This is a genomic window from Streptomyces sp. SudanB52_2052, from assembly GCF_964272415.1.
GTDB classification, from domain to species: domain Bacteria; phylum Actinomycetota; class Actinomycetes; order Streptomycetales; family Streptomycetaceae; genus Streptomyces; species Streptomyces olindensis.
Genome location: NZ_OZ186796.1, coordinates 3,447,122 through 3,472,846 on the forward strand (window position 1 = coordinate 3,447,122; position 25,725 = coordinate 3,472,846).

Consider the following 25,725-nt stretch of genomic DNA (forward strand, 5'->3'; position numbering starts at 1 on the left):
CGACAACGCTGAGCACCCGATACCCGGCAGCAGCTCAACTCACCGCCGCCGCAGATCCGCAACCCGCGCCCGCTCCGCCCCCGGACTCTGCTCACCCAGCATCGAGGCGGACCGCAACCCGCCCCCGCCCCCCGGCACCTGCCGCCGAGGCCCGGGCAATGGCACGTCCCGACGCTGCTGGCGCGCCGGGACGGAATCACCCCCCGGGCCCCCCACCCCCGCCGAAGAACCCCCCTGCCCCCCGGCCACGGCGATCTGCACGCCCTGGTCGGCAAGTGCCTGGAGTTCCGTGGCCGCACGGTCGTCGTGCGCGGGCGGCTCGTCCGTCACGAGGCGCGTGATGAGATCCGTCGGCACGGTCTGGAACATCGTGTCCGTCCCGAGCTTGGTGTGGTCCGCGAGGACCACCACCTCCGCGGCGGCCTGCACCAACGCCCGGTCGACCGACGCCGACAGCATGTTGGACGTGGACAGCCCCCGCTCGGCGGTCAGCCCGCTCCCGGACAGGAACGCCCGCGACACGCGCAGCCCGTGCAGGGACTGCTCGGCACCACTGCCCACCAGGGCGTAGTTCGAACCGCGGAGCGTACCGCCGGTCATCACGACCTCGACCCGGTTGGCGTGGGCCAATGCCTGCGCCACCAGCAGCGAGTTGGTGACGACGGTCAGCCCGGGCACCCGCGCCAGCCGGCGGGCCAGCTCCTGGGTCGTCGTACCCGCCCCGACCACGATCGCCTCTCCCTCTTCCACGAGATTCGCGGCGAGGTCGGCGATGGCGGTCTTCTCGGCGGTCGCGAGATGAGACTTCTGCGGAAAGCCGGACTCCCGCGTGAAACCGCCCGGCAGTACCGCACCGCCGTGCCGGCGGTCGAGGAGTCCTTCTGCCTCCAGCGCGCGCACGTCCCGCCGTACGGTCACTTCGGAGGTCTGGACGACGCGGGCGAGCTCACGGAGCGACACGGCCCCGTTCGCTCGCACCATTTCGAGGATCAATTGGCGACGTTCTGCAGCGAACACGAAACTGACAGTAACGCCAGCGACCGTCTGCTTTCAGCAGTTTGCGCTGAATAGCAGAAGATGTTCGCACGGAGCAGCGGGAAGTGGTATAGGGCCTAGTCGCCCCGCCTATGCCGTACGCATGGTCGAACACTCCCCGTGACCAGCGAGGAGCCGGTTTCGGCCTCAGCCGTCGCCGTTCATCTTCCGGGTGTGCAACTGCCGTGCCACCTCCGCGATCGAGCCCGAAAGGGAGGGGTAGACGGTGAAGGCGTTCGCGATCTGTTCGACTGTCAGATTGTTGTCGACCGCGATCGAGATGGGGTGGATCAGTTCCGAGGCGCGCGGCGCCACGACGACACCGCCGACCACGATGCCCGTGCCCGGACGGCAGAAGATCTTGACGAAGCCGTCGCGGATGCCCTGCATCTTGGCGCGAGGGTTGCGCAGCAGCGGCAGCTTCACGACCCGGGCGTCGATCTTCCCGGCGTCGACGTCGGCCTGGGTGTAGCCGACGGTGGCGATCTCCGGGTCGGTGAAGACGTTCGACGAGACGGTCTTCAGGTTCAGCGGGGCCACGGCATCGCCCAGGAAGTGGTACATGGCGATACGTCCCTGCATGGCGGCCACGGACGCGAGGGCGAACACGCCCGTCACGTCACCGGCCGCGTACACGCCCGGAGCGGTCGTGCGCGACACCTTGTCGGTCCAGATGTGACCGGACTCGCGCAGCCGGACGCCGGCCTCCTCCAGCCCCATGCCCGCGCTGTTGGGCACGGCACCGACGGCCATGAGGCAGTGCGAGCCGGTGATGACCCGGCCGTCGGCCAGCGTGACCTCGACCCGGTCGCCGACGCGCTTGGCGGACTGGGCCCGGGAACGGCCCATGACGTTCATGCCGCGCCGCCGGAAGACGTCCTCCAGGACGGCCGCCGCGTCCGGGTCCTCGCCGGGCAGCACGCGGTCCCGCGAGGACACAAGCGTCACCCGCGAACCCAGCGCCTGGTAGGCACCGGCGAACTCGGCACCGGTCACACCGGAACCGACCACGATCAGCTCTTCCGGCAGCTCGTCGAGGTCGTAGACCTGGGTCCAGTTCAGGATCCGCTCGCCGTCCGGCTTGGCGTCCGGCAGCTCGCGGGGGTGTCCGCCGGTGGCGATCAGCACCGCGTCCGCCGTCAGCGTCTCCTCGCTGCCGTCGGCGGCGCGCACCACGACCTTGCGCGACCCGTCGAGCGCCTGCATGCCCTCAAGGCGCCCGCGGCCGCGCAGGACACGCGCCCCGGCACGTGTCACGGAGGCGGTGATGTCATGCGACTGGGCGAGCGCGAGCCGCTTCACACGCCGGTTGACCTTGCCCAGGTCGACGCCCACCACCCGGGCGCTCTGCTCCATGGGCGGGGTGTCGTCGGCGACGATGATGCCCAGCTCCTCGTACGAGGAGTCGAAGGTGGTCATCACCTCGGCCGTGGCGATCAGGGTCTTCGACGGGACGCAGTCGGTGAGCACCGACGCCCCGCCCAGACCGTCGCAGTCGACGACGGTCACCTCCGCACCGAGTTGCGCGGCGACCAGCGCCGCTTCGTATCCGCCGGGTCCGCCACCGATGATCACGATCCGAGTCACGTACTCCATTGTCCCGCACCCCCCAGGGCGGCACCGCCCCGGGGCGGCTCTGTTACGGGAGTGACGCCGTTCGGCCTGTCGTACCCTCTCCCCATGTCGCTCTACGCCGCGTACGCCGGCAACCTCGACGCGCGGCTGATGTCCCGCCGCGCCCCGCACTCGCCGCTGCGCGCCACCGGCTGGCTGAACGGGTGGCGACTGACCTTCGGCGGCGAGCACATGGGCTGGGAGGGCGCCCTGCCGACGATCGTCGAGGACCCCCTCTCCCAGGTCTTCGTCGCGCTGTACGACATCGCCCCCATGGACGAGGAGTCGCTCGACCGCTGGGAGGGCGTGGGCCTCGACATCTACCGCCGCACACGGGTACGGGTCCACACCCTGGAGGGTGACGAGCAGGCGTGGGCCTTCACCCTCAACGCCTACGAGGGCGGTCTGCCCTCCGCCCGCTACCTGGGCGAGATCGCCGATGCGGCCGAGTCGGCCGGCGCCCCGCACGACTACGTCATGGAACTCCGCAAGCGCCCCTGCTGACGACCGCCCGGGGCACCGCCTCGTCGGAAACGACAAGACAACGATCGTCACCCCGTGAGCTCTGCCATCTACGCGCGTAGGCATTCACCGGCTACCCTCATCGGCGTGAACGCATCTCTTCTTCCGGACGACATCCAGGGCGACCCCCACGCCGCCGCCGACGCCGCCGCGGCCCGCCTGCGCGAACTCACGGGCGCCGAGACCCACGACGTCGCCCTCGTGATGGGCTCCGGCTGGGCCCCGGCCGTGGACGCCCTCGGCGCGCCCGAGGCCGAGCTCCAGGTCACCGAGCTGCCCGGTTTCCCGCCGCCGGCGGTGGAGGGCCACGGAGGCAAGATCCGCTCCTACCGGATCGGCAACAAGCGCGCCCTGGTCTTCCTGGGCCGCACGCACTACTACGAGGGCCGCGGCGTGGCCGCCGTCGCCCACGGCGTCCGCACGGCCGTCTCGGCCGGCTGCAAGACGGTCGTCCTCACCAACGGCTGCGGCGGCCTGCGCGAGGGCATGCGCCCCGGCCAGCCGGTCCTGATCAGCGACCACATCAACCTCACCGCCACCTCCCCCATCATCGGCGCCAACTTCGTCGACCTCACCGACCTCTACTCCCCGCGCCTGCGGGCCCTGTGCAAGGAGGTCGACCCCACGCTGGAGGAGGGCGTCTACGCCCAGTTCCCCGGCCCGCACTACGAGACTCCGGCCGAGATCCGCATGGCCCGGGTCATCGGCGCGGACCTGGTGGGCATGTCGACGGTCCTGGAGGCGATCGCCGCGCGCGAGGCGGGCGCGGAGGTGCTCGGCATCTCCCTGGTGACGAACCTGGCGGCGGGAATGACGGGCGAACCGCTGAACCACGAAGAGGTGCTGCAGGCCGGGCGCGACTCTGCGACGCGGATGGGCTCCCTGCTCGCCCAGGTCCTTGGCCGTCTGTAGGAAACCCGGCACTGGAACTGAGGCCGGGTGGGCCCGCAACCCGGCGGAGCGGGGTGCCGCTTCTTTGGGACGGGTGCCGCCCCTACAGCACGATTGCCCGCAGCCAAGCGGAACCGGCGGCCCGCCCCCACGCACCCGCAGCCGCCGGACGACGCAAGGGGACGTGTCGGGGGGTGTCCGCCCGCAGCGGTTGGCGCGTCAACGGGGGGTTAGTCGGTACGCAACCCCATCGCGCCGTTCCGAGGACGGACACCCCCCGGCGCGGACCCGACCCACCACCCGGCGGCAGGCGCAAGCACGCGCACCCCCACCGAAGCAGCCACAGGCCGCCGCAGGCACCCCACCCCACCGCCGGAGGCACCCGGCACCGACCAACGAGCGAGAGGCTGACACCACACCGTGCACGACGAACTCATCGCACAGGCCCAGGCGTGGCTCACCGAGGACCCCGACCCGGACACCCGCGCCGAGCTCGCCCGCCTCATCGACGCCCAGGACCACGCCGAACTCGCCGCCCGCTTCTCCGGCACCCTCCAGTTCGGCACCGCCGGCCTCCGCGGCGAACTCGGCGCCGGCCCCATGCGCATGAACCGCTCGGTCGTCATCCGCGCCGCCGCGGGCCTCGCCGCGTACCTCAGGAAGCAGGGGACCCCGCACGGGGACGACACGGCCGGCCTCGTCGTCATCGGCTACGACGCCCGGCACAAGTCGCACGACTTCGCCCTCGACACCGCCGCCGTCATGGTCGGCGCGGGTCTGCGCGCGGCGATCCTCCCACGCCCCCTCCCCACCCCCGTCCTCGCCTTCGCGATAAGGCACCTCGGCGCGGTCGCCGGCGTGGAGGTCACCGCCAGCCACAACCCGCCCCGCGACAACGGCTACAAGGTGTACCTCGGCGACGGCTCCCAGATCGTCCCCCCGGCGGACGCCGAGATCGCCGCGGAGATCGCCGCCGTTCCGTCCCTCACCACCGTCCGCCGCCCCACCGAGGGCTGGGACACCCTCGACGACAGCGTCCTCGACGCCTACCTCGCCCGCACCGACGCCGTCCTCGCCAAGGGTTCCCCGCGCACGGCCCGCACGGTGTACACGGCGATGCACGGCGTCGGCAAGGACGTCCTCCTCGCCGCCTTCGCCCGCGCGGGCTTCCCGGAGCCGGTGCTGGTCGCGGAGCAGGCCGACCCCGACCCGGAGTTCCCGACCGTCGCGTTCCCCAACCCGGAGGAGCCCGGCGCGATGGACCTGGCGTTCGACAAGGCCCGCGAGACCGCCCCGGACCTGATCATCGCCAACGATCCGGACGCGGACCGCTGCGCCGTCGCGGTGCAGGACGGCACCGACTGGCGCATGCTCCGCGGCGACGAGGTCGGCGCCCTGCTCGCCGCCCACCTGGTCCGCCGCGGGGTGACCGGCGCGTTCGCGGAGTCGATCGTCTCGTCCTCCCTCCTCGGCCGTATCGCCGGGAAGGCGGGCCTGCCGCACGTCGAGACGCTCACCGGCTTCAAGTGGATCGCCCGCGTGGAGGGCCTGCGCTACGGCTACGAGGAGGCCCTCGGCTACTGCGTGGACCCCGACGGCGTCCGCGACAAGGACGGCATCACGGCCGCGCTCCTGATCACGGAACTGGCCTCGCAGCTCAAGGAGGAGGGCCGCAGCCTGCTCGACCTCCTCGACGACCTGGCGGTGGAGCACGGCCTGCACGCCACGGACCAGCTCTCGGTCCGCGTCCAGGATCTCTCGCTCATCGCCGCCGCGATGCGCCGCCTGCGCGAGCAGCCCCCGACGGAGCTGGCCGGCCTGCCCATCACCCGCACCGACGACCTCACCCAGGGCACGGACACCCTCCCGCCCACGGACGGCCTGCGCTACACGCTCGACGGCGCCCGGGTGATCGTCCGCCCGAGCGGCACGGAGCCGAAGCTGAAGTGCTACCTGGAGGTGGTGATCCCGGTGGCGTCACACGCCGACCTCCCCGCGGCCCGCGCGAAGGCGACGAACCTCCTGGAGTCGATCAAGCGGGACCTGTCGACGGCGGCGGGAATCTGACACCCCGGCGCCCGGCCCCCGGCCGGGCGCCGCCCCGAACCACCGAACCACCGGACCCCACCACCCCGTACGTCAGCCCACCACCCCGTACGTCAGCCCAGCACCCCGTACCGTCAGCCCACCGCCACCAGAATCAGCACCACAACCGCCCCGGCAACCGCCGGACCCACGACCTCCCAGGCCCATCGCACGGTCACCTCCCCCTGCGCCGAAGCCGCCTCGCGCCGGTCCTCGTGCAGAGCGCGCAGATCGTCCATGATCCGGTCGGTCTCGGCCCGCACCGGCCCGTCGGACAGGGGCCCCGCCCCGAAACCGCCACCGAGCCCGGACCGCGCGCCGAGCGCACCGCCGCCGCGGCCCTCGCGGCCCCCGTCCTGCCCCATCTGCCGCCGCGCCTGCGCCGTCGCCCGCATCTCACGCCGCGCGGCCCGCTTGCGGGCGCGCAGCGAGACGGGGACGGCCCACAGCTGGTACTTCGCACCGGACTCGGTGAGGACCTCGTTCGAGTAGGCGGACCGCAGCGAGGCGACCTCCCCCCAGGGCACCACGACGACCCGCCAGGGATTGCGGATCCGCAGCCGGTCGTTCCCCGCGTACACGGCGGGCCGCAGCGTGAAGGCGACCACCAGCGGCACGACCAGGAGCAGCACGGCGAGCGCCAGCCAGGGCGTGCGGCCCTCGCCGTTGATCACCGCGTCGATGCCGATCCACGCGGCGATGGCGAGCAGCATCGCGCCACCGGCGATGGCCGGAACCGACCGGAACACCCGGTCCTGGGACTCGGGCTCCGAAGGCTGCGGTGCCGGTGACTGGGGTTCGGGGCTCGTCATGTCTCGATTCTGCCGGACCGGTCCGGCGCTCCGTCATCCGCCCGAGGCTCTCCGTAGGACGGTCCGGGAAGAAGCGGAGGGCTGTACAGCCGCTACGCGCGTAGATATGCTCGTCTGGTGACCATGCCCAGTTCTGCACTCACCGCAGCTCACCCCCTCAAGGACGTCACCGCGTCCGACAGCGCGCTGCGCCGCTTCCTCCACGGGCTTCCGGGCGTCGACGCGGTCGGGCTCGAGGAGCGTGCGGCCTCCCTCGGCACCCGTTCGATCAAGACGACCGCGAAGGCGTACGCCATCGACCTCGCCATCTCGATGGTCGACCTGACGACGCTGGAAGGCGCGGACACCCCGGGCAAGGTCCGGGCGCTCGGCGCGAAGGCGGTCAAGCCCGACCCGACCGACCGTACGACGCCCAGCACGGCCGCGGTCTGCGTCTACCCCGACATGGTGGCCGTGGCCAAGGAGGCCGTCGCCGGCTCCGGCGTGAAGGTCGCCTCGGTGGCCACGTCGTTCCCGGCCGGCCGCGCCCCGCTCACTGTCAAGCTGGCCGACGTCCGCGAGGCCGTCGCCGCGGGCGCCGACGAGATCGACATGGTCATCGACCGCGGGGCGTTCCTGGCGGGCCGATACTTGAAGGTGTACGACGAGATCACGGCCGTGAAGGAGGCCTGCGGGACGTCCGCGCGCCTGAAGGTCATCTTCGAGACGGGCGAGCTCTCGACGTACGACAACATCCGCCGCGCGAGCTGGCTCGGGATGCTGGCGGGGGCGGACTTCATCAAGACCTCGACCGGAAAGGTCGCGGTCAACGCGACCCCGGCGAACACGCTCCTCATGCTGGAGGCGGTACGTGACTTCCGTGCGCAGACCGGCATCCAGGTCGGTGTGAAGCCGGCCGGCGGCATCCGCACCTCCAAGGACGCCATCAAGTTCCTCGTCCTGGTCAACGAGACCGTGGGCGAGGACTGGCTGGACAACCACTGGTTCCGTTTCGGCGCCTCCTCACTGCTGAACGACCTGCTGATGCAGCGCCAGAAGCTGGCCACCGGCCGCTACTCCGGCCCCGACTACGTGACGGTGGACTGATCACCATGGCACCCGTATTCGATTACGCCCCGGCCCCCGAGTCCCGCGCGATCGTCGACATCGCGCCCTCCTACGGCCTGTTCATCGACGGCGAGTTCGTCGAGGCGGCGGACGGCAAGGTCTTCAAGACCGTCTCCCCGTCCACCGAGGAGGTCCTCTCCGAGATCGCGCAGGCCGGTTCCGAGGACGTCGACCGTGCGGTGAAGGCCGCGCGCCGGGCGTTCGAGAAGTGGTCGGCGCTGCCGGGCTCGGAGCGCGCCAAGTACCTGTTCCGCATCGCGCGGATCATCCAGGAGCGGTCCCGCGAGCTCGCCGTCCTGGAAACCCTGGACAACGGCAAGCCGATCAAGGAGACCCGCGACGCGGACCTCCCCCTGGTCGCGGCGCACTTCTTCTACTACGCGGGCTGGGCCGACAAGCTCGACCACGCCGGCTTCGGCGCGAACCCCCGTCCGCTCGGTGTCGCGGGCCAGGTCATCCCCTGGAACTTCCCGCTGCTGATGCTGGCCTGGAAGATCGCCCCCGCGCTCGCCACCGGCAACACGGTCGTCCTGAAGCCCGCGGAGACCACGCCCCTGTCGGCCCTGTTCTTCGCGGACATCTGCCGCCAGGCGGGCCTGCCCAAGGGCGTCGTCAACATCCTCCCGGGCTACGGCGACACGGGCGCGGCGCTGGTCGCCCACCCGGACGTGAACAAGGTGGCCTTCACCGGCTCCACCGCCGTCGGCAAGGAGATCGCGCGGACGGTCGCGGGCACCCGCAAGAAGCTCACCCTTGAGCTCGGCGGCAAGGGCGCCAACATCGTCTTCGACGACGCCCCGATCGACCAGGCCGTCGAGGGCATCGTCAACGGCATTTTCTTCAACCAGGGCCAGGTCTGCTGCGCGGGCAGCCGTCTGCTGGTCCAGGAGTCGATCCAGGACGAGCTGCTGGACTCCCTGAAGCGCAGGCTCTCCACGCTCCGTCTCGGCGACCCGCTGGACAAGAACACGGACATCGGTGCGATCAACTCCGAGGAGCAGCTCACGCGCATCACCTCGCTCGTCGAGCAGGGCGAGGCGGAGGGCGCCGAGCGCTGGTCCCCGGCGTGCGAACTGCCGGAGAGCGGCTACTGGTTCGCCCCGACGCTGTTCACGAACGTCACCCAGGCGCACCGGATCGCCCGCGACGAGATCTTCGGCCCGGTGCTGTCGGTGCTGACGTTCCGCACGCCGGACGAGGCGGTCGCCAAGGCCAACAACACGCCGTACGGCCTGTCCGCCGGCATCTGGACGGAGAAGGGCTCGCGGATCCTGGCGGTCGCGAACAAGCTCCGCGCGGGTGTCGTGTGGTCCAACACGTTCAACAAGTTCGACCCGACCTCGCCGTTCGGCGGTTACAAGGAGTCGGGCTTCGGCCGCGAGGGCGGCCGCCACGGCCTGGAGGCGTACCTCGATGTCTGAGAAGTCCGAACAGCAGCGTCTCAGTGTCTTCAAGACCTACAAGCTGTACGTCGGCGGGAAGTTCCCGCGTTCCGAGAGCGGCCGGGTGTACGAGGTGACCACGAAGACATCAGCCGCTGACGCGGCGGGGAAGGGCAAATGGCTGGCCAACGCGCCCCTCTCCTCCCGCAAGGACGCCCGGGACGCGGTCGTCGCGGCCCGCAAGGCGTTCGGCGGCTGGTCCGGGGCGACGGCGTACAACCGGGGTCAGGTCCTCTACCGCGTCGCCGAGATGCTGGAGGGCCGCCGGGACCAGTTCGTGCGTGAGGTGGCGGACGCGGAGGGCCTGGGGAAGTCCAAGGCCGCCGCGGTCGTGGACGCGACGATCGACCGGTGGGTCTGGTACGCGGGCTGGACCGACAAGATCGCCCAGGTGGTCGGCGGCGGGAACCCGGTCGCGGGCCCGTTCTTCAACCTGTCCTCCCCCGAGCCGACGGGCGTGGTGGCGGTGCTGGCGCCGCAGGAGTCGTCGTTCCTGGGCCTGGTGTCGGTGCTCGCCCCGGTGATCGCGACGGGCAACACGGCGGTCGTCGTGGCGAGTGAGACGGCCCCGCTGCCCGCGCTGTCCCTGGCCGAGGTGCTGGCCACTTCGGACGTCCCCGGCGGCGTGGTCAATGTCCTGTCGGGCCGCACGGCGGAGATCGCCACCCCGCTCGCCGCCCACCAGGACGTCAACGCGATCGACCTCGCGGGCGCCGACGAGGTCCTGGCGAAGGAGCTGGAGATCGCCGCGGCCGACAACCTCAAGCGCGTACTCCGTCCACAGCCTGTGGATTACACGGAGACTCCCGGCATCGACCGCATGACGGCGTTCCTGGAGACCAAGACGGTCTGGCACCCCACGGGGTCACTGGGCGCCTCGGGCTCCTCGTACTGACCGCCCCCTGTGCGGAAGCCCCGGCCCTCCTCCGTCCGAGAGGGCCGGGGCTTCTCCTCGCGCGGCCGGGGTGCGGGTCACCGCGAGAGCAGCCCCGCCGCCTGTCCCACCACCGGGATGCTCTCGACCGACGGGGCCTGCGCCACCGGCCCGGTCAGCGCCTGGGACGTCATCGGCTTGAAGTCGGCGAGCTTGGTGCCGACGCCGTTGTCGAGCGGGTCGACACCCGTGCCGGCGAGCGGGTTGGGCTTGAGGCCCGCGACGGGGCCGGTGACGTAGCCGAGGGTGCCGGTGGTGGCCTGGAGGCCGGCCTGGGGGTCGATCCTGCCGAGGGAGGCGGGCCGGGTGTTGACCACGCCCAGGACCGACTCGGCATCCGCCGCGGCCGTCGCCGTACCCGCTCCCAGTGCCGCTCCCGCGGTCACGAGGACGGCCAGGGCGCGCCGGGCCGTCGGCTTCTTGGGAGAGTCGTGCCGGGCCATCGCTGCCACCTTCTGATGCACTGAGTAACATAAAAGACACAAAGGGTAGTTGAGGTGTGACGCGCGCATCAAAGGCGACCCGCGGGGTCGTACGGCCCCCGGTGGATGCCTCACACTGGTGTCCCGTGAGTTCCCCTCTGCCCATACCGACGCGAGTCGTGCTGCTCTGCGGCCCCTCAGGCTCCGGCAAGTCCCTCCTCGCGGCCCGCTCCGGCCTCCCGGTGCTCCGGCTCGACGACTTCTACAAGGAGGGTGACGACCCGACGCTGCCCCTGGTGGCGGGGAGTTCCGACATCGACTGGGACCATCCGGACTCGTGGGACGCGGACACGGCCGTCGCCGCGATCACCGAGCTGTGCCGCACGGGTCGTACGGACGTCCCCGTCTACGACATCGGGCTCAGCGCCCGTACCGGCGCGGAGACGGTCGATATCGGACGGACCCCGCTGTTCATCGCCGAGGGCGTCTTCGCCGCCGAGATCGTCACGCGCTGCCAGGAGCTCGGCGTCCTCGCCGACGCACTGTGCCTGAGCCGCGGCCCGGTGAAGACCTTCCGGCGCCGCTTCCTGCGCGATCTGCGGGAGGGCCGCAAGTCGGTGCCGTTCCTGCTGCGCCGCGGCTGGCGCCTGATGCGGCAGGAACGCTCGATCGTCGCCCGCCAGACCGCGCTGGGCGCGCACGCCTGCGACCGCGACGAGGCAATGGGCCGCCTGGCATCCGCCGCCGCGGGCCGCTGCGCGAACCTGCGCACGGCGGCCTGAGCGGACGGCAGGCACAAGAAACGGTAGGCACAAGAAAGCGGGACCGGACGGACCCCCCGGCCCTCCAGTCCCGCTCTTGTGCTCCCCCGTGTCCCCCACTTCCTGAGGAGACGCCCCCCAGCGCCTCCGCAGTTCCCCCGTGGGCCCCCTCGTGGTGCTTCCCCCCCGAACCTTCAGGCGACGAGCTCGCCGAAGGCGTCCTCCTCGTCACGGCCGAAGCTGAGGACCTCGTCCTCGCGCAGCCGGCGGAGCGACCGCCAGATGCTGGACTTCACCGTGCCGACGCTGATGTCGAGGATCTCCGCGATCTCCGGGTCCGTGCGGCCCTCGTAGTAGCGCAGGACCAGCATGGTGCGCTGGAGCTCGGGCAGCCGGGCCAGCGCCTGCCACAGGACCGCGCGCAGCTCGGTGCCGCGCATCGCGTCCGTGTCGCCGGGCGTCTCCGGCAGTTCCTCGGTCGGGTACTCGTTGAGCTTGCGGCGCCGCCAGGCGCTGATGTGCAGGTTGGTCATGGTGCGGCGGAGGTATCCGCCGACCGCGGCCTTGTCACTGATCCGGTCCCACGCCCGGTAGGTCGAGAACAGCGCGCTCTGCAGCAGGTCCTCGGCCTCGAAGCGGTCGCCGGTGAGGTGGTAGGCGGTGGCGTACAGGGAGGCGCGGCGCTCCTGGACGTAGGCGGTGAACTCCGCCTCCGTCAGCGAACGACGCTCCCCCGAGTCCTCCCTGTACGCGGCTCCCCCGTGAGCCGCCCCCGTCCCCTTGCTGTCCCCCGTGTGCGCGTCAACCACCGTCATGAACGCGGTGTGCTGACGCCCGGCGCCGCGAGCGCACCCCCGCCCGCTCACGGCACCGGACTTCTCGGACCCCCGGTGCACGTCGTGGAGACGCGTGATCACTGCGCTGGTGGTGGTGCCGTGCAGCGTGTTCATCTCGCGCCCCCCGTCGTGGACTTACCGGTGTGCGGCCCGCCGGTCGGGCGGGCTTCCTTGCCTGTGCCGAAAAGCTTGCCGCCGCACTTTCATGGCCGTGTCCGCCGACTGTCACAGACCTGTCACAGGGGTCGGCCACAGGCCCGACACACCTCGTACACAGGCGTCGGCGGTAGGCGCGGGCCCCATCTCGGCCCACAGGTCGAACCCCGCGCCCTCCATGGGCCAGAATGAGCCCGTGCCTTCCCTGTTGCTGATCGAGGACGACGACGCCATCCGGACGGCCCTGGAGCTCTCTCTGACGCGCCAGGGTCACCGCGTGGCGACCGCTGCCAGCGGTGAGGACGGTCTGAAGCTGCTGCGCGAGCAGCGGCCGGATCTGATCGTGCTGGACGTGATGCTGCCCGGCATCGACGGGTTCGAGGTGTGCCGACGCATCCGGCGCACGGACCAGTTGCCGATCATCCTGCTGACCGCGCGCAGCGACGACATCGACGTCGTCGTCGGGCTGGAGTCCGGCGCCGACGACTACGTCGTCAAGCCGGTGCAGGGGCGGGTGCTGGACGCCCGGATCCGGGCCGTGCTGCGGCGCGGCGAGCGGGAGTCCAACGACGCGGCGACGTTCGGCAGCCTCGTCATCGACCGCTCGGCGATGACCGTGACGAAGAACGGCGAGGACCTCCAGCTCACGCCGACCGAGCTGCGGCTGCTGCTGGAGCTGAGCCGGCGGCCGGGGCAGGCGCTGTCGCGGCAGCAGCTGCTGCGGCTGGTGTGGGAGCACGACTACCTGGGTGACTCGCGGCTGGTGGACGCCTGTGTCCAGCGGCTGCGCGCCAAGGTCGAGGACGTGCCGTCGTCCCCGACGCTGATCCGTACCGTGCGGGGTGTCGGCTACCGGCTGGATCCGCCTCAGTGACACAGCGGCACCAAGGGGGGGACCGCGGCTGGACCGCGGCGCGCAAGGGAGTTTCGTCGCGGCTGCGCTTCACGAGCCTGCGGCTGAGGTTGGTCCTCGTCTTCGGCCTGGTGGCCCTGACGGCGGCCGTGTCCGCGTCCGGCATCGCGTACTGGCTCAACCGGGAGGCCGTGCTCACCCGCACCCAGGACGCCGTGCTGCGCGACTTCGAGCAGGAGATGCAGAACCGGGCGAGCGCGCTGCCCGAGCATCCGACGCAGGACGAGCTGCAGCACACCGCGGGCCAGATGGCGGGCAGCGACCAGCGCTTCAGCGTGCTGCTGGTCGCCCGCAACGCCGACGGGCGGACGGTCTACGGCAGCTCCGGCGGGCTGAGCGGCTTCTCGCTGCGGGACGTGCCGGTGTCGCTGCGCACGGCGGTGAACCGGACGCAGAAGATCGACGGGGCCAACAAGCACCCGCACCACCTGTACTGGCAGCGGGTGATCGACCACGACACCCCGTACCTGGTGGCCGGGACGCGCGTGATCGGCGGCGGCCCGACCGGGTACATGCTCAAGTCGCTGGAGCCGGAGGCCAAGGACCTCAACTCGCTGGCCTGGTCGCTCGGCATCGCCACGGGCCTCGCGCTGATCGGCTCGGCGCTGCTCGCGCAGGCCGCGGCGACGACCGTGCTGAAGCCGGTGCAGCGCCTCGGTACAGCCGCGCGGCGGCTCGGCGAGGGCAAGCTGGACACCCGGCTCCGGGTGTCCGGGACGGACGAGCTGGCCGATCTGTCGCGGACGTTCAACAACGCGGCCGAGGCGCTGGAGAAACGGGTCGCCGACATGGCCGCGCGGGACGAGGCGTCCCGGCGGTTCGTGGCGGACATGAGCCACGAGCTGCGCACGCCGCTGACCGCCATCACCGCCGTCACGGAGGTGCTGGAGGAGGAGCTGGAGGCGGAGACCGGCAGCATGGACCCGATGATCGAGCCGGCCGTGCGGCTCGTCGTCAGCGAGACGCGGCGGCTGAACGACCTGGTCGAGAACCTGATGGAGGTCACCCGTTTCGACGCGGGCACCGCCCGGCTCGTCCTGGACGACGTCGACATCGCCGACCAGATCACCGCCTGCATCGACGCCCGCGCCTGGCTGGACGCGGTCGAGCTGGACGCCGAGCGCGGCATCCACGCCCGCATCGATCCGCGCCGCCTGGACGTCATCCTGGCCAACCTCATCGGCAACGCGCTCAAGCACGGCGGCTCCCCGGTGCGGGTGTCCGTACGGGAGGCGGACGACTCGATCGTCATCGAGGTGCAGGACCACGGGCCGGGCATCCCCGAGGACGTCCTGCCGCACGTCTTCGACCGCTTCTACAAGGCGAGCGCCTCCCGGCCGCGCTCCGAGGGCAGCGGCCTGGGCCTGTCCATCGCCCTGGAGAACGCCCACATCCACGGCGGCGAGATCACCGCGGCCAACTCGCCCGACTCCGGCGCGGTGTTCACCCTGCGGCTGCCGCGCGACACGTCGGCGGCGGCGGACCCGCCCGCCGAGGACGAGCAGAAGCCGGACCAGGACGCCGACCGGTCCCGGGGCGAGGACTCGAAGGGGGACGCCTGATGCACGTACGACGTCCGCGGGCGGCGGCCACCCCACGCGTCCGCCGCGACGGCCCGGAGCCCCGCACGAGGGCCGTGTCCCGCACGAGGGCCGCGTCCCGTCTGGTCGCCCTGCCCGTGCTCGCGGTGCTGCTCGCCGGCTGCGGCATCCGGGCCACGGAGGTGCCGACGAACTTCGGGCCCGCGCCCTCGCGGGTGCGGTGCTCGCTGTCCGAGCCGGACGTGTCCACGCAGGCCGCCCGGGGGCTGCCGGTGCAGGTGTTCCTGCTGTGCGGGTCCTCGCTCGTGACCGTCGACCGGACCGTGCGGGTCCCGGACGGCGCGGCCGACTCCGAGCGGCGCATGCTGGTGGCGCAGGGCCTGCTGGACCAGCTCGCGCAGCCGCCGTCGCCCGCCGAGAAGGAGGCCGGCTACAGCACGGACGTACGCGGCGGCATCACCGTCGGCCGGCCCCGGCCCGGCGACCCGGAGGAGACGCTGCGGCTGAGCATGGCGCCGGACGGCCTCACCTCGTACGCGCTCGCCCAGATCGTCTGCACGTTCTCCGACTCGGCCGCGGCCCAGGGCGACGGCTCCGTGGTCCTGGGCGGTCCCGGTGCCGGGCCGCCGCGCCGCTACGAGTGCACCGACGAGGTACGGGCCCGCCCGGGCAGCACGGAACCGCCGTCGAAGGACGTGGCCGGGGAGTGAGCCGGGCAGGCTGTGGCGCATGCCTCACAGCCGTATCGGGGGGCATCCCGGAACCGATCCCGCCGGAGGCCGCGTCTAGGGGGGCGTGCAGCGTCAAGGCTCCATCGGCGGCAGCGCCGCGTTCCGCATCCGTGTGACAGGAGGTGTCCTCCTCGTCGCACACCTCGCGTTCGTCGCCTGGTTCACGCTGCGGCCGCTGGACGTTCCCTGGGTGATGCCCGCCAACCTGCGGCCGTTCGCCGGCGTCAGAGCCGATCTCGCCCTGGGCTGGCCGGAGGCGGCCCGTCACATCGGGGAGAAGCTGGCCCTGCTCGCCCCGCTGGGCGTGCTGCTGCCGATGGCGAGCGGCAGGCTGTTCGTCTCGCCGCTGGCGTCCCTGCTGCGCACCGTCGCGGCCGGCGCCCTGCTGTCGCTGGGCATCGAACTGCTGCAGACCGGTGTTCCCGGCCAGGTCGTCGACGTCGACTCGCTGTTCCTGAACACCGCGGGCGTGGTCCTCGCGCACCTCGCGCTGGTTCCCGCCGGCCGCTCCTGGCTGCGCCGCCGCACCACCGCCCGTCCGCCCCGCGCGCCCCTGGCCCCGGAGGGCCCGGCTCAGGGTCGGACCCCGACGATTCCCAGGGTCGGGATCGCCCCGTGGAGCGACGCTTTGCCCCCTTCGTCTCCGTAGCGTGGAGTGCGGATGGGGTACTCGGACGAGAGGCCTCACGCACCGACGCTGAAGGAGTCGCACATGTCCCGCCTCACCCGCCCCACCCACGGCCGCATGATCGGCGGAGTGTGCGCCGCGCTGGCCCAGCGCTTCGGCACCTCCGCGACGACGATGCGGGTGATCTTCCTGGTCTCGTGCCTGCTGCCCGGCCCGCAGTTCCTGCTGTACATCGCGCTGTGGATCCTGCTGCCCGCCGAGGACAAGGTGCGCAACAAGGCGCAGACGGCCTGGTAACGCCCGTACGCGAGAACGCCGATGGGGCGCACCCTGTCTCCAGGGTGCGCCCCATCGGTGTGTGTCCGCCTCGGCGGAAGGGTCAGCCGACCGGAACGCCGTTCACCGGCAGGCCGTGCGTGGGCAGGCCCTGGACCGGGAGCCCGCCGAGCAGCTCGGCGGCCGGGCCGGTCGGGCCCTCGGCGAGCAGTTGCTCGCCGACCGGCTGGGCGGCGGCGAGACCGGCGCCGGTCGCCGTCTGCCCCTGGCCCAGCGCCTCGCCCGAGCCCGGCAGCGTCTGGGAGAGCTGCTCCGCCGGGAGCGCCGCGGTGACGGTCTCCAGCGTCCGGGCCGTGTCCGGGAGGGCCGGGGCCGCGGCGTTGGCGGCACCCGCACCGGCGGCGGCGAAGGCGGCACCGAGAGCGGCGACACCGAGGGACTTGGCAGCAGACTGCTTCATTAAATGCGTCCTCGTAATGGGATGACGGGGTGTGTGAGCGGTCCAGCGACCGTAGTCACGCGCCGCCGTCCGCCGCAAACATCGAAATGCGGACGGGTGGTGAACACCGCCCGCATTCCCTGTGTTGCGATGACCCCCGGATCAGCTCTCCGGAGTCGCAGAACCGCTGGTAGAGACCGTCTGCCGGAACAGCCATTCGGATTTCAGCTCGGCATAACCAGGCTTGATCACGTCATTGATCATGGCGAGTCGTTCATCGAAAGGAATGAACGCTGATTTCATCGCATTGACAGAGAACCACTGCATGTCGTCGAGCGTGTAACCGAATGCCTCGACAAGGTGCTCGAATTCCCGGCTCATGCTGGTGTGGGACATCAGGCGGTTGTCCGTGTTGACCGTGGCCCGGAAGTGCAGCCGGCGCAGCAGCCCGATGGGGTGCTCGGCGTACGAGGCAGCGGCGCCGGTCTGGAGGTTGGAGCTCGGGCACAGCTCCAGCGGGATGCGCTTGTCCCGGACGTACGAGGCGAGCCGCCCGAGTTCGACCCGGCCGTCCTCGTGGACCTGGATGTCGTCGATGATCCGGACGCCGTGCCCGAGCCGGTCGGCGCCGCACCACTGGAGGGCCTGCCAGATGGACGGCAGCCCGAACGCCTCGCCGGCGTGGATGGTGAAGTGGTTGTTCTCGCGCTTGAGGTACTCGAAGGCGTCCAGGTGCCGGGTGGGCGGGTAGCCGGCCTCGGCACCCGCGATATCGAAACCCACCACACCCAGGTCGCGGTGGCGGTTGGCGAGTTCGGCGATCTCCAGGGCCCGGGCCGCGTGCCGCATGGCGGTGAGCAGGGCGCCGACGCGGATGCGCTGCCCGTTCTCCCGGGCGCGCCGCTCCCCTTCCCGGAAGCCCTCGTTGACGGCCTCGACGACCTCTTCCAGGCTCAGGCCGCCCTCCAGGTGCTGTTCGGGGGCGTAGCGCACCTCGGCGTAGACGACGCCGTCCGCGGCGAGGTCCTCGGCGCACTCGGCGGCGACCCGGACCAGGGCGTCGCGGGTCTGCATGACGCCGACGGTGTGCGAGAACGTCTCCAGGTACCGCTCCAGGGAGCCGGAGTCGGCGGCCTCGCGGAACCAGACGCCGAGCTTCTCCGGGTCGGTGTCGGGGAGCTGGGAGTAGCCGGTCGCGCGGGCGAGTTCGACGATCGTGGCGGGGCGCAGGCCGCCGTCGAGGTGATCGTGCAGCAGGACCTTGGGCGCCCGGTGGATCTGGTCCGGTGTCGGGGTGTTCGCGATGGTCTGGCTCGTCATTTCCGCACTCTAACTCCTACGCGCGTAGATCGCGCGTGCTCGGAAGGTTGACGTTTTCGTCGATACGTAACGGTGACCCCGGGGACGGGTTGAGTACACCCGCGCTTCTGACACTGTTCTGTCATGGCACACCAAGCGACGCCGGTTCGCAGGGCCCGGCTGGGCAGGTCACTCGGTCCGGAACCGACGGCGGTGAGCGGCGTGGTGCTGCTGCTGCCCGGCGGTGACGAGGTCTCCGGCCGCAGACCGTCGCCCCTGCTGGCGACCGCCTCCGTACGGGCCCTGGGGCGCCGGCTGGCCCGGGCGGGCCGGGCGGAGGGCCTCGCCGTGCACGTGGTGCACTACCGCTGCCGCGGCTGGAACGGCAGCGAGGCGAATCTCGCGCGTGACGCGGCCTGGGCGGCCGACGAGGTCGTACGGCGTTACGGAGACGTCCCCGTCTGCCTCGCCGGGCTCGGCATGGGCGGTCGGGCGGCGCTGCGCGCGGGCGGGCACGAGGCGGTCAACTCCGTGCTGGCGCTCGCCCCTTGGCTGCCGGAGGAGGACGTGGCGGCGTCGCCGGAGCCGGTGAAGCAGCTGGCCGGGCGGCAGGTGCTGATCGTGCACGGCACGAACGACGAGCGGACGGATCCGGAGTTGTCGTTCCGGCTGGCGGCACGGGCGAAGAAGGCGAACCGGGACGTGTGCCGGTTCGAAGTGCACGCGGACGGGCACGGGTTGACTCAGTACCGGGACGAAGTGCTGGCACTGGCCGAGGACTTCGTGATGGGGGTTTTGTTCGGGCGGGCGGTGTCCCGGCCGGTGCGGGATGCGCTGGCCGCGCCGCCGCCGTTGGGGTTGCGGATGCCGTTGGCTGCGGGGTTCAGGCCTTCGAGGCGGTAGCGCCGTTGGAGTGCCTGTGCGTTGCGGGGTGCGGGTCGTGGGTGGTTGTTCGCGCCCATGCGGCGGAGCCGCACAGGGAACACAGCCCCGCGCCCCCAATCAGGGCAACAAGCTTCCCCTCCTTGAAAGCAAGAACTTCTTGAACGCTGCTACGGGGGGTGTGTCAGGTCTGCCCTCCAGCCAGGCCACGCCGATCTCGCGGGCCGCTCGGGGGGCCGTCACCGTCAGTTCGACCACCCCTGGGCGGGGGACGGCGGGCGGCGGCAGGAGAGCCACCCCCAGGCCCGCCGCCACCAGGCCCCGCAGGGTCTCCGCCTCCTCCCCCTCGAAGGCGATGCGCGGCTTGAAGCCGGCCTCCTTGCAGAGGTCGTCGGTGATGCGGCGGAGGCCGTAGCCGGGTTCCAGGGTGACGAACATTTCGTCCGCGGCCTCGGCGAGGCGGATGCGGCGGCGGTCCGCGAGGGAGTGGTCGGCGGGCACGACCAGGCGGAGTTTCTGCTCATCCAGGCGGCGGGCGACCAGGTCGGGGGCGTCCGGGACCGGGGAGGTCAGGCAGAGGTCCAGTTCGCCCGCGCGCAGGCGTTCGAGCATGGCCTCGCCGTAGTTCTGGACGAGGCTGAAGCGCACCCGCGGATGATCGGCGCGGAAGGCCTGGAGGAGGCCGGGGACCGTCTCGGCGCCCATGGTGTGCAGGAAGCCGAAGGCGACCTTGCCGGTGGTGGGGTCGGCGTCGGCGCGCACCTCCTCGGCGGCGCGCTCGATCTCGGCCAGGGCGCGTTCGACGGAGGTGAGGAAGGTGCGGCCGGCCGGGGTGAGGGAGAGCGTGCGGCCGTGGCGGGCGAAGAGGTCGACACCGAGGTCCTGCTCCAGACGGGCCATGGACCGCGAGAGGGTCGACTGCGGGACGTTCATCTCCTGCGCGGCGCGGGTGACGTGCTCGGTACGGGCGACGCCGGCGAAGTAGGCGAGGCGGGGAGCCAGCACCCTCGACATCTCCGCCATGTCTTCTGTGTCACTGGATGGTGACAGACGAGGCTGTGAACTCGGTTGATGCGCCATGGGAACGATTATGACCGTTCCATGCATTGGACGGATCAGTGGCGGCGTACGTACTTTCGAGGCATGTCTCCCGCCAGTACCGGGGCGTCCACCACCGTGGGCGCCGCTGCCTCCGTCCCTGCCGTCGACTCACGTATGTCCCCGGGCGGGCCCGGCTACCGCCGGATGAGCCTCGCCCTCTTCCTCGCGGGTGTCGCGACCTTCGCGCTGCTGTACTCCACGCAGGCGCTGCTCCCGCTGATCTCCGGCGAGTTCGGGGTGGCGGCGAGCGACGCGAGCTGGACGGTGGCCGCCGCGACGGGCGGGCTGGCCCTGTTCGTCCTGCCGATGAGCGCCCTGTCGGAGCGCTTCGGACGGCGGGCGGTCATGACGGCCTCGCTGGCGGTGGCGGTGACCGTCGGACTGCTGGTGCCCTTCGCCCCCTCGCTGGGTGTCCTGGTCGTGCTGCGGGCGCTCCAGGGCGCGGCCCTGGCCGGGCTGCCGGCGTCGGCGACCGCGTATCTCGCCGAGGAGGTCAGCCCCAAGGCGCTGGTCACCGCGATCGGGCTGTTCGTCGCGGGCAACAGCGTCGGCGGGATGAGCGGCCGGGTCATCACCGGCTGGGTCGCGCAGGAGTGGGGCTGGCGGGTCGCCGTCGGGGTGATCGGCGCGATCGCCGTCGCCTGCGCGGTGGCGTTCCGGGTGCTGCTTCCGGCGCCGCGGAACTTCAAGGCCGGGTCGCTGCGCCCGCGCGTGCTGGCCCGGACGGTCCGCGACCACCTGTCCAACCCGCTGCTGTGCCGGCTGTACGCGATCGGCGCGCTGTTCATGACGGTGTTCGGCGGTGTGTACACGGTCATCGGCTACCGGCTGACCGAGGCCCCGTTCTCGCTGCCGCAGGGCATCATCGGCTCGATCTTCCTCGTGTACCTGGTCGGGACGGTGTCGGCGTCGACGGCCGGCCGTCTGGTGGGCCGGCTGGGCCGCCGGGGCGCGCTGTACGCGGCGGGCGGTACGACCGCCGCGGGCCTGCTGCTGTCCCTCGCGGGTTCCCTCCCGCTGGTCCTGCTGGGGCTGGTCCTCATCACCGGCGGCTTCTTCGCGGGCCACGCGGTGGCCTCCTCGGCGGTCAGCAAGACGGCCTCCCACGGCCGCGCCCAGGCCTCGGCGCTGTACCAGTCCGCGTACTACGTCGGCTCCAGCGCGGGCAGCACGGTCGGCGCCCTCGCCTTCCACGCGGGCGGCTGGCCGGGGACCGTCGGGGTCGGGCTGCTCGCCGTGCTCGGCGTCGTGACGATCACGGTGTTCGGCACGCGGGCGGCGCGGATGCAGCGCAGGCTCACCACGGCCGCCTGAGGGGCCGGAAACCCTGCACGGACCGTTCCCCCTGGTCGGGGCCGGTTGTCAGTGGGGGCGGATAACGTCCGCCTCCGCTGACCACCGGATTCGACCAGGGGGATCTTTCATGGAGTTCCGCATCGACCGTACGGCGTTCGCCGAGGCCGTGGGCCGGGCGGTACGGGCGCTGCCCGCCCGGACGCCGGTGCCGGTGCTGGGCGGGCTGCTGCTGGAGGCGGACGCGGGGCGGCTGGCTGTGACGGGGTTCGACTTCGAGGCGGCGGTACGGGTGGAGGCCGACGCGGAGGTCACCGCGCCGGGGCGGGTGCTCGTGCCGGGGCGGCGACTGCTGGAGGTCTGCCGGGTGCTGCCGGAGGGGTCGGTGAGCTGTGCGCTGGAGGCGTCGCGGTTCACGGTGGAGGCGGACGGGACGCGCTTCGGACTGTCGACGCTGCCGCTCGCCGAGTACCCGGCCCTGCCCGCGGCGCCCGCGCCGTGCGGCACGGTGGACGCCGACGCGTTCGCGACGGCCGTCGCGCAGGTCGCGGTCGCGGCCGGGCGCGACGAGACGCTGCCGCTGCTGACGGGCGTCCAACTGCGCCTGGAGGACGGGGAGATGACGCTGTCGGCCTCGGACCGCTACCGGTACGCCGTGCGGCGGCTGGAGTGGAAGCCGGCGGCGGCCCTGGACGGCGCGGTGGAGGCGCTGCTGCCCGCGCGGCGGCTGCTCGACCTCGCGCGCTCGCTGGGGCGGTGCGGTGACGTGGTGCTCGGGTGGGAGCCGGGCGGAGGCGGTGGACTCTTCGGGTTCGAGGGCGGGCGGACGCGGACGGCGCTGCGGCTGCTCGACGGGCGGCTGCCGGCCTACACGTCGCTGTTCGACATGGCGGGGGCGGCGGTCGCCGAGGTGGAGTGCGCGGCGCTCGCGGAGGCGGTGCGGCGGGTCGCGGTGGTGGCGGAGGCGAACAGTCCGGTGCGGCTGGACTTCTCGGCCGACGGCTCCGTACTGCTGCGCGCGGGCTACGGGGACGACGTGGCGGCCCAGCGGCTGCCGGCCGTGCTGAGCGGCGCCGAGGAGGTGCCGGTGGCGTTCAACCCGGCCTACCTGCTGGACGCGCTGACGTCCTTCGAGAGCCCGCGGGTGCGGCTGGAACTGCTGGGGGCGGGGCAGCGGGCGCTGCTGCACGCCGTCGACGAGCAGGGGGCGGCCGCCGGGGCGCACCGGCATCTGCTGATGTCGGTGAAGCAGCTCGTGTGAGGCGGCCGGGCATGGGGTGCAGCTGCTGTGAAGAGGCGCGGGCCTGCCGGACCGCAGTGGATCACCGCTGCTGACCTGTGCGTTCGCCCGCTCGGGGGGCCGTTGTCAGTGGGCTGCGGTAGCTTCCGAAGTGCTGGGGCGCAAAGGCGCGTGAACAGAACTTCCACAGGGGTGGGCGGGATGGCGAACGGCACGGCGACACCGACGGATCTGGACACCAGGCTGGAGGCACACCGGACCGAGCTGACGGGGTACTGCTACCGGATGCTCGGCTCCTCCTTCGAAGCCGAGGACGCGGTGCAGGACACGCTGGTCCGCGCCTGGCGCAGCTACGACAAGTTCGAGGGCCGCTCCAGCCTGCGGTCCTGGCTCTACCGCATCGCGACCAACGTGTGCCTGGACATGCTGACCGCGGGCAACAAGCGCGCCCGGCCCATGGACCTCACCGACTCCACCCCGCTCGCCCAGGCGGCCCTCTCCCCCCGACCGGACAACACCTGGCTGGAGCCCATGCCGGACGCCCGCGTGCTGCCCACGACCGACGACCCGGCGGAGGCGGCGGTCGCCAAGGAGACCGTGCGGCTCGCCTTCATGGCCGCCCTGCAGCAGCTGCCGGCCAAGCAGCGGGCCGTGCTGATCCTGCGCGAGGTCCTGGCCTGGAAGGCGAGCGAGGTCGCCGAGCTGCTGGACACCTCGGTGGCGTCGGTCAACAGCGCCCTCCAGCGGGCCCGCGCCACCCTCGCCGAGCGGCAGGAGCCGGGCGCCGACGCGGCCGTGTCCGACCCGCTGGACGAGGACCAGCAGAAGCTGCTGGACCGCTATGTCGCGGCCTTCGAGGGCTACGACATGACGGCGCTGACGGCCCTGCTGCACGAGGACGCGGTCATGACGATGCCGCCGTTCGACCTGTGGCTGACCGGCGTGCGGGACATCACCGGCTTCATGACCACCCTCGGCGCGCCCTGCGCGGGCTCCCGGCTGGTGCCGGTGCAGGTGAATGGCCTGCCCGGGTTCGCCCAGTACAAGCCGGACCCGGAGAAGGGCGGCTTCTCGCCGTGGGCGGTCCAGGTGCTGGAGATCTCAGACGGCCGGATCACCGGGTTCCACTGCTTCCTCGACACCCAGCGCTGGTTCCCGCTGTTCGGCCTGCCCCTCCACCTCGAAGCGGAGGCCGACCAGGTCGAGGAGCGCGCGTAGGGCCGGGTCGGGGTCGCGCAGCCTGATCCGGCCGCCGGCCCGGCGGGCGGCCAGCTGCAGCCGCGCCAGCAGGTCCACGGTGGCGAGGCCCGGCGGTCCCAGGCCTCCGACATCGCACACCACGACCCGGGCTCCACTGCCGTGCAGCAGTGCCCGCACGTCGTCGCTCAGCCCTCTCACCTCGTCCCGGGTGACGGAGCCGGGCAGTACGAGCACGGGCGGTGTCATGGCGTCCACGATCGGTAGACCGCCCGGGCGGTGGTAACTCATCGCGGCTGTCCGTCCTCTCGGCGCCGAGGATCACATTGACCCGGGTACGGCCTTCCCCGGAGGGTTGGCTGTATGCCCCATGCATCCGCTCCGCCCCCGCTGTCCGATGCCCTCTTCGCCGGGGAGGAGCCGATGTGCAGGGGGTGTTGAGCGGGTTCGCGGTCATCGCCGTCGTCATCGGGGTCGGCTATCTGATCGGCCGCCGGGGGTATCTGGGGGACGGCGGGCGCGAGGTCCTGACGAAGCTGGCGTTCCACGTGGCGTCACCGGCCCTGCTCTTCACGACACTGGCGCGGGCCGACCTGTCGGTGATCTTCTCCGACCGGCTGCTGGTGACGGCCATGAGCACGGCGGTGGCGGCGGGGGTCTTCGTGGCGGTGGGTGCCGTCCGCGGGTGGGGCGTGGGCCGGACGACGATCGGCGCGCTGTGCTCCAGCTACGTCAACTCCGGAAACCTCGGCATCCCGATCGCCGTGTACGTGCTGGGCGACGCGTCACTGGTCGCGCCGGTGCTGCTGTTCCAGCTGGTCGGTGTCACGCCGGTGGCGCTCACGGTCCTGGACCTGGCGCAGGGCGGTGAGAAACGGCCGCTGTGGCAGCGCCTGCTCACCCCCCTCCGCAACCCGATAGCCGTGGGCTCCCTGGCCGGTGTGGCGGCCTCCGCGGCGGGCCTCGACGTCCCCGGGCCCCTGATGGACCCCCTGACCCTGATCGGCAACATGTCGGTCCCGGCCGTGCTCCTCGCCTTCGGCATCTCGCTGCGCGGCAGCACGCTGCCCCTGCGGGGCGCGGAACGGGCTCCCGTCCTCCTCGCGGTCGCCCTCAAGTCCTTCCTCCAGCCCCTGGCCGCCTGGGCCCTGGCAGCGGGCGTCTTCGGCCTCCACGGAGCACCCCTGCTCGACGTGGTGGTGACGTCCGCCCTGCCGGCGGCGCAGAACCTGTTCACGTACGCGAGCAGCTATCGGGTGGGGGAGGTTCTCGCCCGAGAGGCGATCTTGCTGTCGACGGTGCTGGCGGTGCCGGTTCTGGTGGTGGTGGCGGCGCTGCTCGGATGACCCAGGGCCCGTGGAACTCTCCGATGTCGAGTTCGAGGTCGAGCGTGGCGCCCGTGTGGCCGAGGCCGCGGCCCGAGAGCTGCGGGACGGCCGCGCCGCAGGCGGCCCGGCCGGCACCTCCGGTACGACGGCGAGGTCGGGCACGTAGAGGCCCAGCCGGGCTGGAACGGCCGTGCCCAGCCATTGGAAGATGTGCCAGTGCTCGGGAATCACCCCGGAGAG

The 25,725-nt window shown here is 72.1% G+C and carries 27 protein-coding genes; 18 read left to right on the top strand and 9 right to left on the bottom strand.

The genetic code is table 11. From position 1 onward, the window contains the following. Positions 1 to 39: 39 nt before the first annotated feature. Positions 40 to 1,017: a DeoR/GlpR family DNA-binding transcription regulator gene (locus ACSUPV_RS15060; RefSeq protein ID WP_078650597.1), complete on the bottom strand. Its 978-nt coding sequence runs from the start codon at positions 1,015 to 1,017 to the stop codon at positions 40 to 42. Positions 1,018 to 1,182: 165 nt separating this feature from the next. Beyond that, positions 1,183 to 2,631: an NAD(P)H-quinone dehydrogenase gene (locus ACSUPV_RS15065; RefSeq protein WP_031119795.1), complete on the bottom strand. Its 1,449-nt coding sequence runs from the start codon at positions 2,629 to 2,631 to the stop codon at positions 1,183 to 1,185. A gap of 84 nt (positions 2,632 to 2,715) precedes the next feature. Between ACSUPV_RS15065 and ACSUPV_RS15070 the strand changes: the two genes are divergently transcribed. The 3 genes from ACSUPV_RS15070 to ACSUPV_RS15080 all read left to right on the top strand — a co-directional run bounded on the left by ACSUPV_RS15070 (position 2,716) and on the right by ACSUPV_RS15080 (position 6,129). Further along, the gene (locus ACSUPV_RS15070; RefSeq protein ID WP_031119796.1) at positions 2,716 to 3,153 is read left to right on the top strand and encodes a gamma-glutamylcyclotransferase; all 438 of its coding nucleotides are present in this window, start codon (positions 2,716 to 2,718) and stop codon (positions 3,151 to 3,153) included. 105 nt (positions 3,154 to 3,258) lie between these two features. After that, positions 3,259 to 4,083 (top strand): purine-nucleoside phosphorylase, encoded by an 825-nt coding sequence (locus tag ACSUPV_RS15075; RefSeq protein ID WP_031119797.1) that lies wholly within the window; start codon positions 3,259 to 3,261, stop codon positions 4,081 to 4,083. A 399-nt stretch (positions 4,084 to 4,482) separates the two neighbouring features. Next, positions 4,483 to 6,129 (top strand): phospho-sugar mutase, encoded by a 1,647-nt coding sequence (locus tag ACSUPV_RS15080; protein ID WP_436947650.1) that lies wholly within the window; start codon positions 4,483 to 4,485, stop codon positions 6,127 to 6,129. 113 nt (positions 6,130 to 6,242) lie between these two features. Here the strand turns inward: ACSUPV_RS15080 and ACSUPV_RS15085 are convergent, their stop codons facing one another. Further along, on the bottom strand, positions 6,243 to 6,959 hold the full coding sequence (locus ACSUPV_RS15085; RefSeq protein WP_436947651.1) for a PH domain-containing protein: 717 nt from the start codon (positions 6,957 to 6,959) through the stop codon (positions 6,243 to 6,245). Positions 6,960 to 7,082: 123 nt separating this feature from the next. Here ACSUPV_RS15085 and deoC point away from each other — a divergent pair, with 123 nt between their 5' ends. The 3 genes from deoC to ACSUPV_RS15100 are packed head-to-tail and all read left to right on the top strand — an operon-like array spanning position 7,083 to position 10,403. Further along, complete coding sequence (deoC, locus tag ACSUPV_RS15090; RefSeq protein WP_436947652.1) at positions 7,083 to 8,045, top strand: deoxyribose-phosphate aldolase; 963 nt, start codon at positions 7,083 to 7,085, stop codon at positions 8,043 to 8,045. A 5-nt stretch (positions 8,046 to 8,050) separates the two neighbouring features. Beyond that, positions 8,051 to 9,487, top strand: a complete 1,437-nt coding sequence (locus ACSUPV_RS15095; RefSeq protein ID WP_031119802.1) for an aldehyde dehydrogenase family protein — start codon at positions 8,051 to 8,053, stop codon at positions 9,485 to 9,487. Next, positions 9,480 to 10,403 carry an aldehyde dehydrogenase family protein gene (locus ACSUPV_RS15100; RefSeq protein ID WP_436947653.1) on the top strand — a complete coding sequence of 308 codons (924 nt, stop codon included), beginning with the start codon at positions 9,480 to 9,482 and terminating at the stop codon, positions 10,401 to 10,403. The genes ACSUPV_RS15095 and ACSUPV_RS15100 overlap by 8 nt, the downstream gene beginning before the upstream one ends. Positions 10,404 to 10,480: 77 nt before the next feature. On the opposite strand, the gene ACSUPV_RS15105 is transcribed toward ACSUPV_RS15100, so the two are convergent. Next, positions 10,481 to 10,885, bottom strand: coding sequence for a hypothetical protein (locus tag ACSUPV_RS15105; protein WP_382612856.1), 405 nt, complete (start codon positions 10,883 to 10,885; stop codon positions 10,481 to 10,483). Positions 10,886 to 10,941: 56 nt separating this feature from the next. Here ACSUPV_RS15105 and ACSUPV_RS15110 point away from each other — a divergent pair, with 56 nt between their 5' ends. Beyond that, a complete protein-coding gene (locus ACSUPV_RS15110; RefSeq protein ID WP_436947654.1) occupies positions 10,942 to 11,646 on the top strand; it encodes a uridine kinase family protein in 705 nt (234 codons plus the stop codon). A gap of 173 nt (positions 11,647 to 11,819) precedes the next feature. Here ACSUPV_RS15110 and ACSUPV_RS15115 read toward each other — a convergent pair whose 3' ends face one another. Next, complete coding sequence (locus tag ACSUPV_RS15115) at positions 11,820 to 12,575, bottom strand: SigE family RNA polymerase sigma factor (protein ID WP_031119806.1); 756 nt, start codon at positions 12,573 to 12,575, stop codon at positions 11,820 to 11,822. Between the two features lie 238 nt (positions 12,576 to 12,813). On the opposite strand from ACSUPV_RS15115, the gene afsQ1 reads away from it, so the two are divergent. The 5 genes from afsQ1 (at position 12,814) to ACSUPV_RS15140 (ending at position 16,727) form a co-directional block, all read left to right on the top strand. Further along, positions 12,814 to 13,491, top strand: coding sequence for a two-component system response regulator AfsQ1 (gene afsQ1 / locus ACSUPV_RS15120; protein WP_010048893.1), 678 nt, complete (start codon positions 12,814 to 12,816; stop codon positions 13,489 to 13,491). Next, positions 13,488 to 15,092, top strand: a complete 1,605-nt coding sequence (locus ACSUPV_RS15125; RefSeq protein ID WP_037757534.1) for a sensor histidine kinase — start codon at positions 13,488 to 13,490, stop codon at positions 15,090 to 15,092. The genes afsQ1 and ACSUPV_RS15125 overlap by 4 nt, the downstream gene beginning before the upstream one ends. Further along, complete coding sequence (locus ACSUPV_RS15130; protein ID WP_359787714.1) at positions 15,092 to 15,781, top strand: hypothetical protein; 690 nt, start codon at positions 15,092 to 15,094, stop codon at positions 15,779 to 15,781. The genes ACSUPV_RS15125 and ACSUPV_RS15130 overlap by 1 nt, the downstream gene beginning before the upstream one ends. Before the next feature lie 85 nt (positions 15,782 to 15,866). Beyond that, positions 15,867 to 16,451, top strand: coding sequence for a VanZ family protein (locus ACSUPV_RS15135; protein ID WP_031119810.1), 585 nt, complete (start codon positions 15,867 to 15,869; stop codon positions 16,449 to 16,451). Between the two features lie 63 nt (positions 16,452 to 16,514). Next, on the top strand, positions 16,515 to 16,727 hold the full coding sequence (locus ACSUPV_RS15140) for a PspC domain-containing protein (protein WP_031119811.1): 213 nt from the start codon (positions 16,515 to 16,517) through the stop codon (positions 16,725 to 16,727). Between the two features lie 82 nt (positions 16,728 to 16,809). Here the strand turns inward: ACSUPV_RS15140 and ACSUPV_RS15145 are convergent, their stop codons facing one another. After that, positions 16,810 to 17,166 carry a hypothetical protein gene (locus ACSUPV_RS15145; protein WP_037757531.1) on the bottom strand — a complete coding sequence of 119 codons (357 nt, stop codon included), beginning with the start codon at positions 17,164 to 17,166 and terminating at the stop codon, positions 16,810 to 16,812. Positions 17,167 to 17,307: 141 nt separating this feature from the next. Beyond that, positions 17,308 to 18,465: an adenosine deaminase gene (locus ACSUPV_RS15150; RefSeq protein ID WP_436947656.1), complete on the bottom strand. Its 1,158-nt coding sequence runs from the start codon at positions 18,463 to 18,465 to the stop codon at positions 17,308 to 17,310. A gap of 123 nt (positions 18,466 to 18,588) precedes the next feature. Here ACSUPV_RS15150 and ACSUPV_RS15155 point away from each other — a divergent pair, with 123 nt between their 5' ends. Continuing rightward, the gene (locus ACSUPV_RS15155) at positions 18,589 to 19,347 is read left to right on the top strand and encodes an alpha/beta hydrolase (protein WP_031119814.1); all 759 of its coding nucleotides are present in this window, start codon (positions 18,589 to 18,591) and stop codon (positions 19,345 to 19,347) included. A 99-nt stretch (positions 19,348 to 19,446) separates the two neighbouring features. Here ACSUPV_RS15155 and ACSUPV_RS15160 read toward each other — a convergent pair whose 3' ends face one another. Next, positions 19,447 to 20,406 carry a LysR family transcriptional regulator gene (locus ACSUPV_RS15160; protein WP_436947657.1) on the bottom strand — a complete coding sequence of 320 codons (960 nt, stop codon included), beginning with the start codon at positions 20,404 to 20,406 and terminating at the stop codon, positions 19,447 to 19,449. A gap of 63 nt (positions 20,407 to 20,469) precedes the next feature. On the opposite strand from ACSUPV_RS15160, the gene ACSUPV_RS15165 reads away from it, so the two are divergent. The 3 genes from ACSUPV_RS15165 to ACSUPV_RS15175 all read left to right on the top strand — a co-directional run bounded on the left by ACSUPV_RS15165 (position 20,470) and on the right by ACSUPV_RS15175 (position 24,178). Beyond that, entirely contained in the window at positions 20,470 to 21,741 is a 1,272-nt protein-coding gene (locus tag ACSUPV_RS15165) for an MFS transporter (protein ID WP_436947658.1), read from the top strand. Between the two features lie 109 nt (positions 21,742 to 21,850). Then, positions 21,851 to 22,981 (top strand): DNA polymerase III subunit beta, encoded by a 1,131-nt coding sequence (gene dnaN / locus ACSUPV_RS15170; protein WP_436947659.1) that lies wholly within the window; start codon positions 21,851 to 21,853, stop codon positions 22,979 to 22,981. A gap of 180 nt (positions 22,982 to 23,161) precedes the next feature. Then, the gene (locus ACSUPV_RS15175; RefSeq protein ID WP_031119818.1) at positions 23,162 to 24,178 is read left to right on the top strand and encodes a sigma-70 family RNA polymerase sigma factor; all 1,017 of its coding nucleotides are present in this window, start codon (positions 23,162 to 23,164) and stop codon (positions 24,176 to 24,178) included. Here ACSUPV_RS15175 and ACSUPV_RS15180 read toward each other — a convergent pair. After that, complete coding sequence (locus tag ACSUPV_RS15180) at positions 24,062 to 24,448, bottom strand: STAS domain-containing protein (RefSeq protein ID WP_359791176.1); 387 nt, start codon at positions 24,446 to 24,448, stop codon at positions 24,062 to 24,064. The two genes, ACSUPV_RS15175 and ACSUPV_RS15180, sit on opposite strands and share 117 nt — an antisense overlap. A 134-nt stretch (positions 24,449 to 24,582) precedes the next feature. On the opposite strand from ACSUPV_RS15180, the gene ACSUPV_RS15185 reads away from it, so the two are divergent. Beyond that, positions 24,583 to 25,503, top strand: a complete 921-nt coding sequence (locus ACSUPV_RS15185) for an AEC family transporter (RefSeq protein WP_031119820.1) — start codon at positions 24,583 to 24,585, stop codon at positions 25,501 to 25,503. Between the two features lie 10 nt (positions 25,504 to 25,513). Beyond that, positions 25,514 to 25,651 carry a hypothetical protein gene (locus tag ACSUPV_RS15190; RefSeq protein ID WP_436947660.1) on the top strand — a complete coding sequence of 46 codons (138 nt, stop codon included), beginning with the start codon at positions 25,514 to 25,516 and terminating at the stop codon, positions 25,649 to 25,651. Positions 25,652 to 25,725 lie beyond the last annotated feature (74 nt).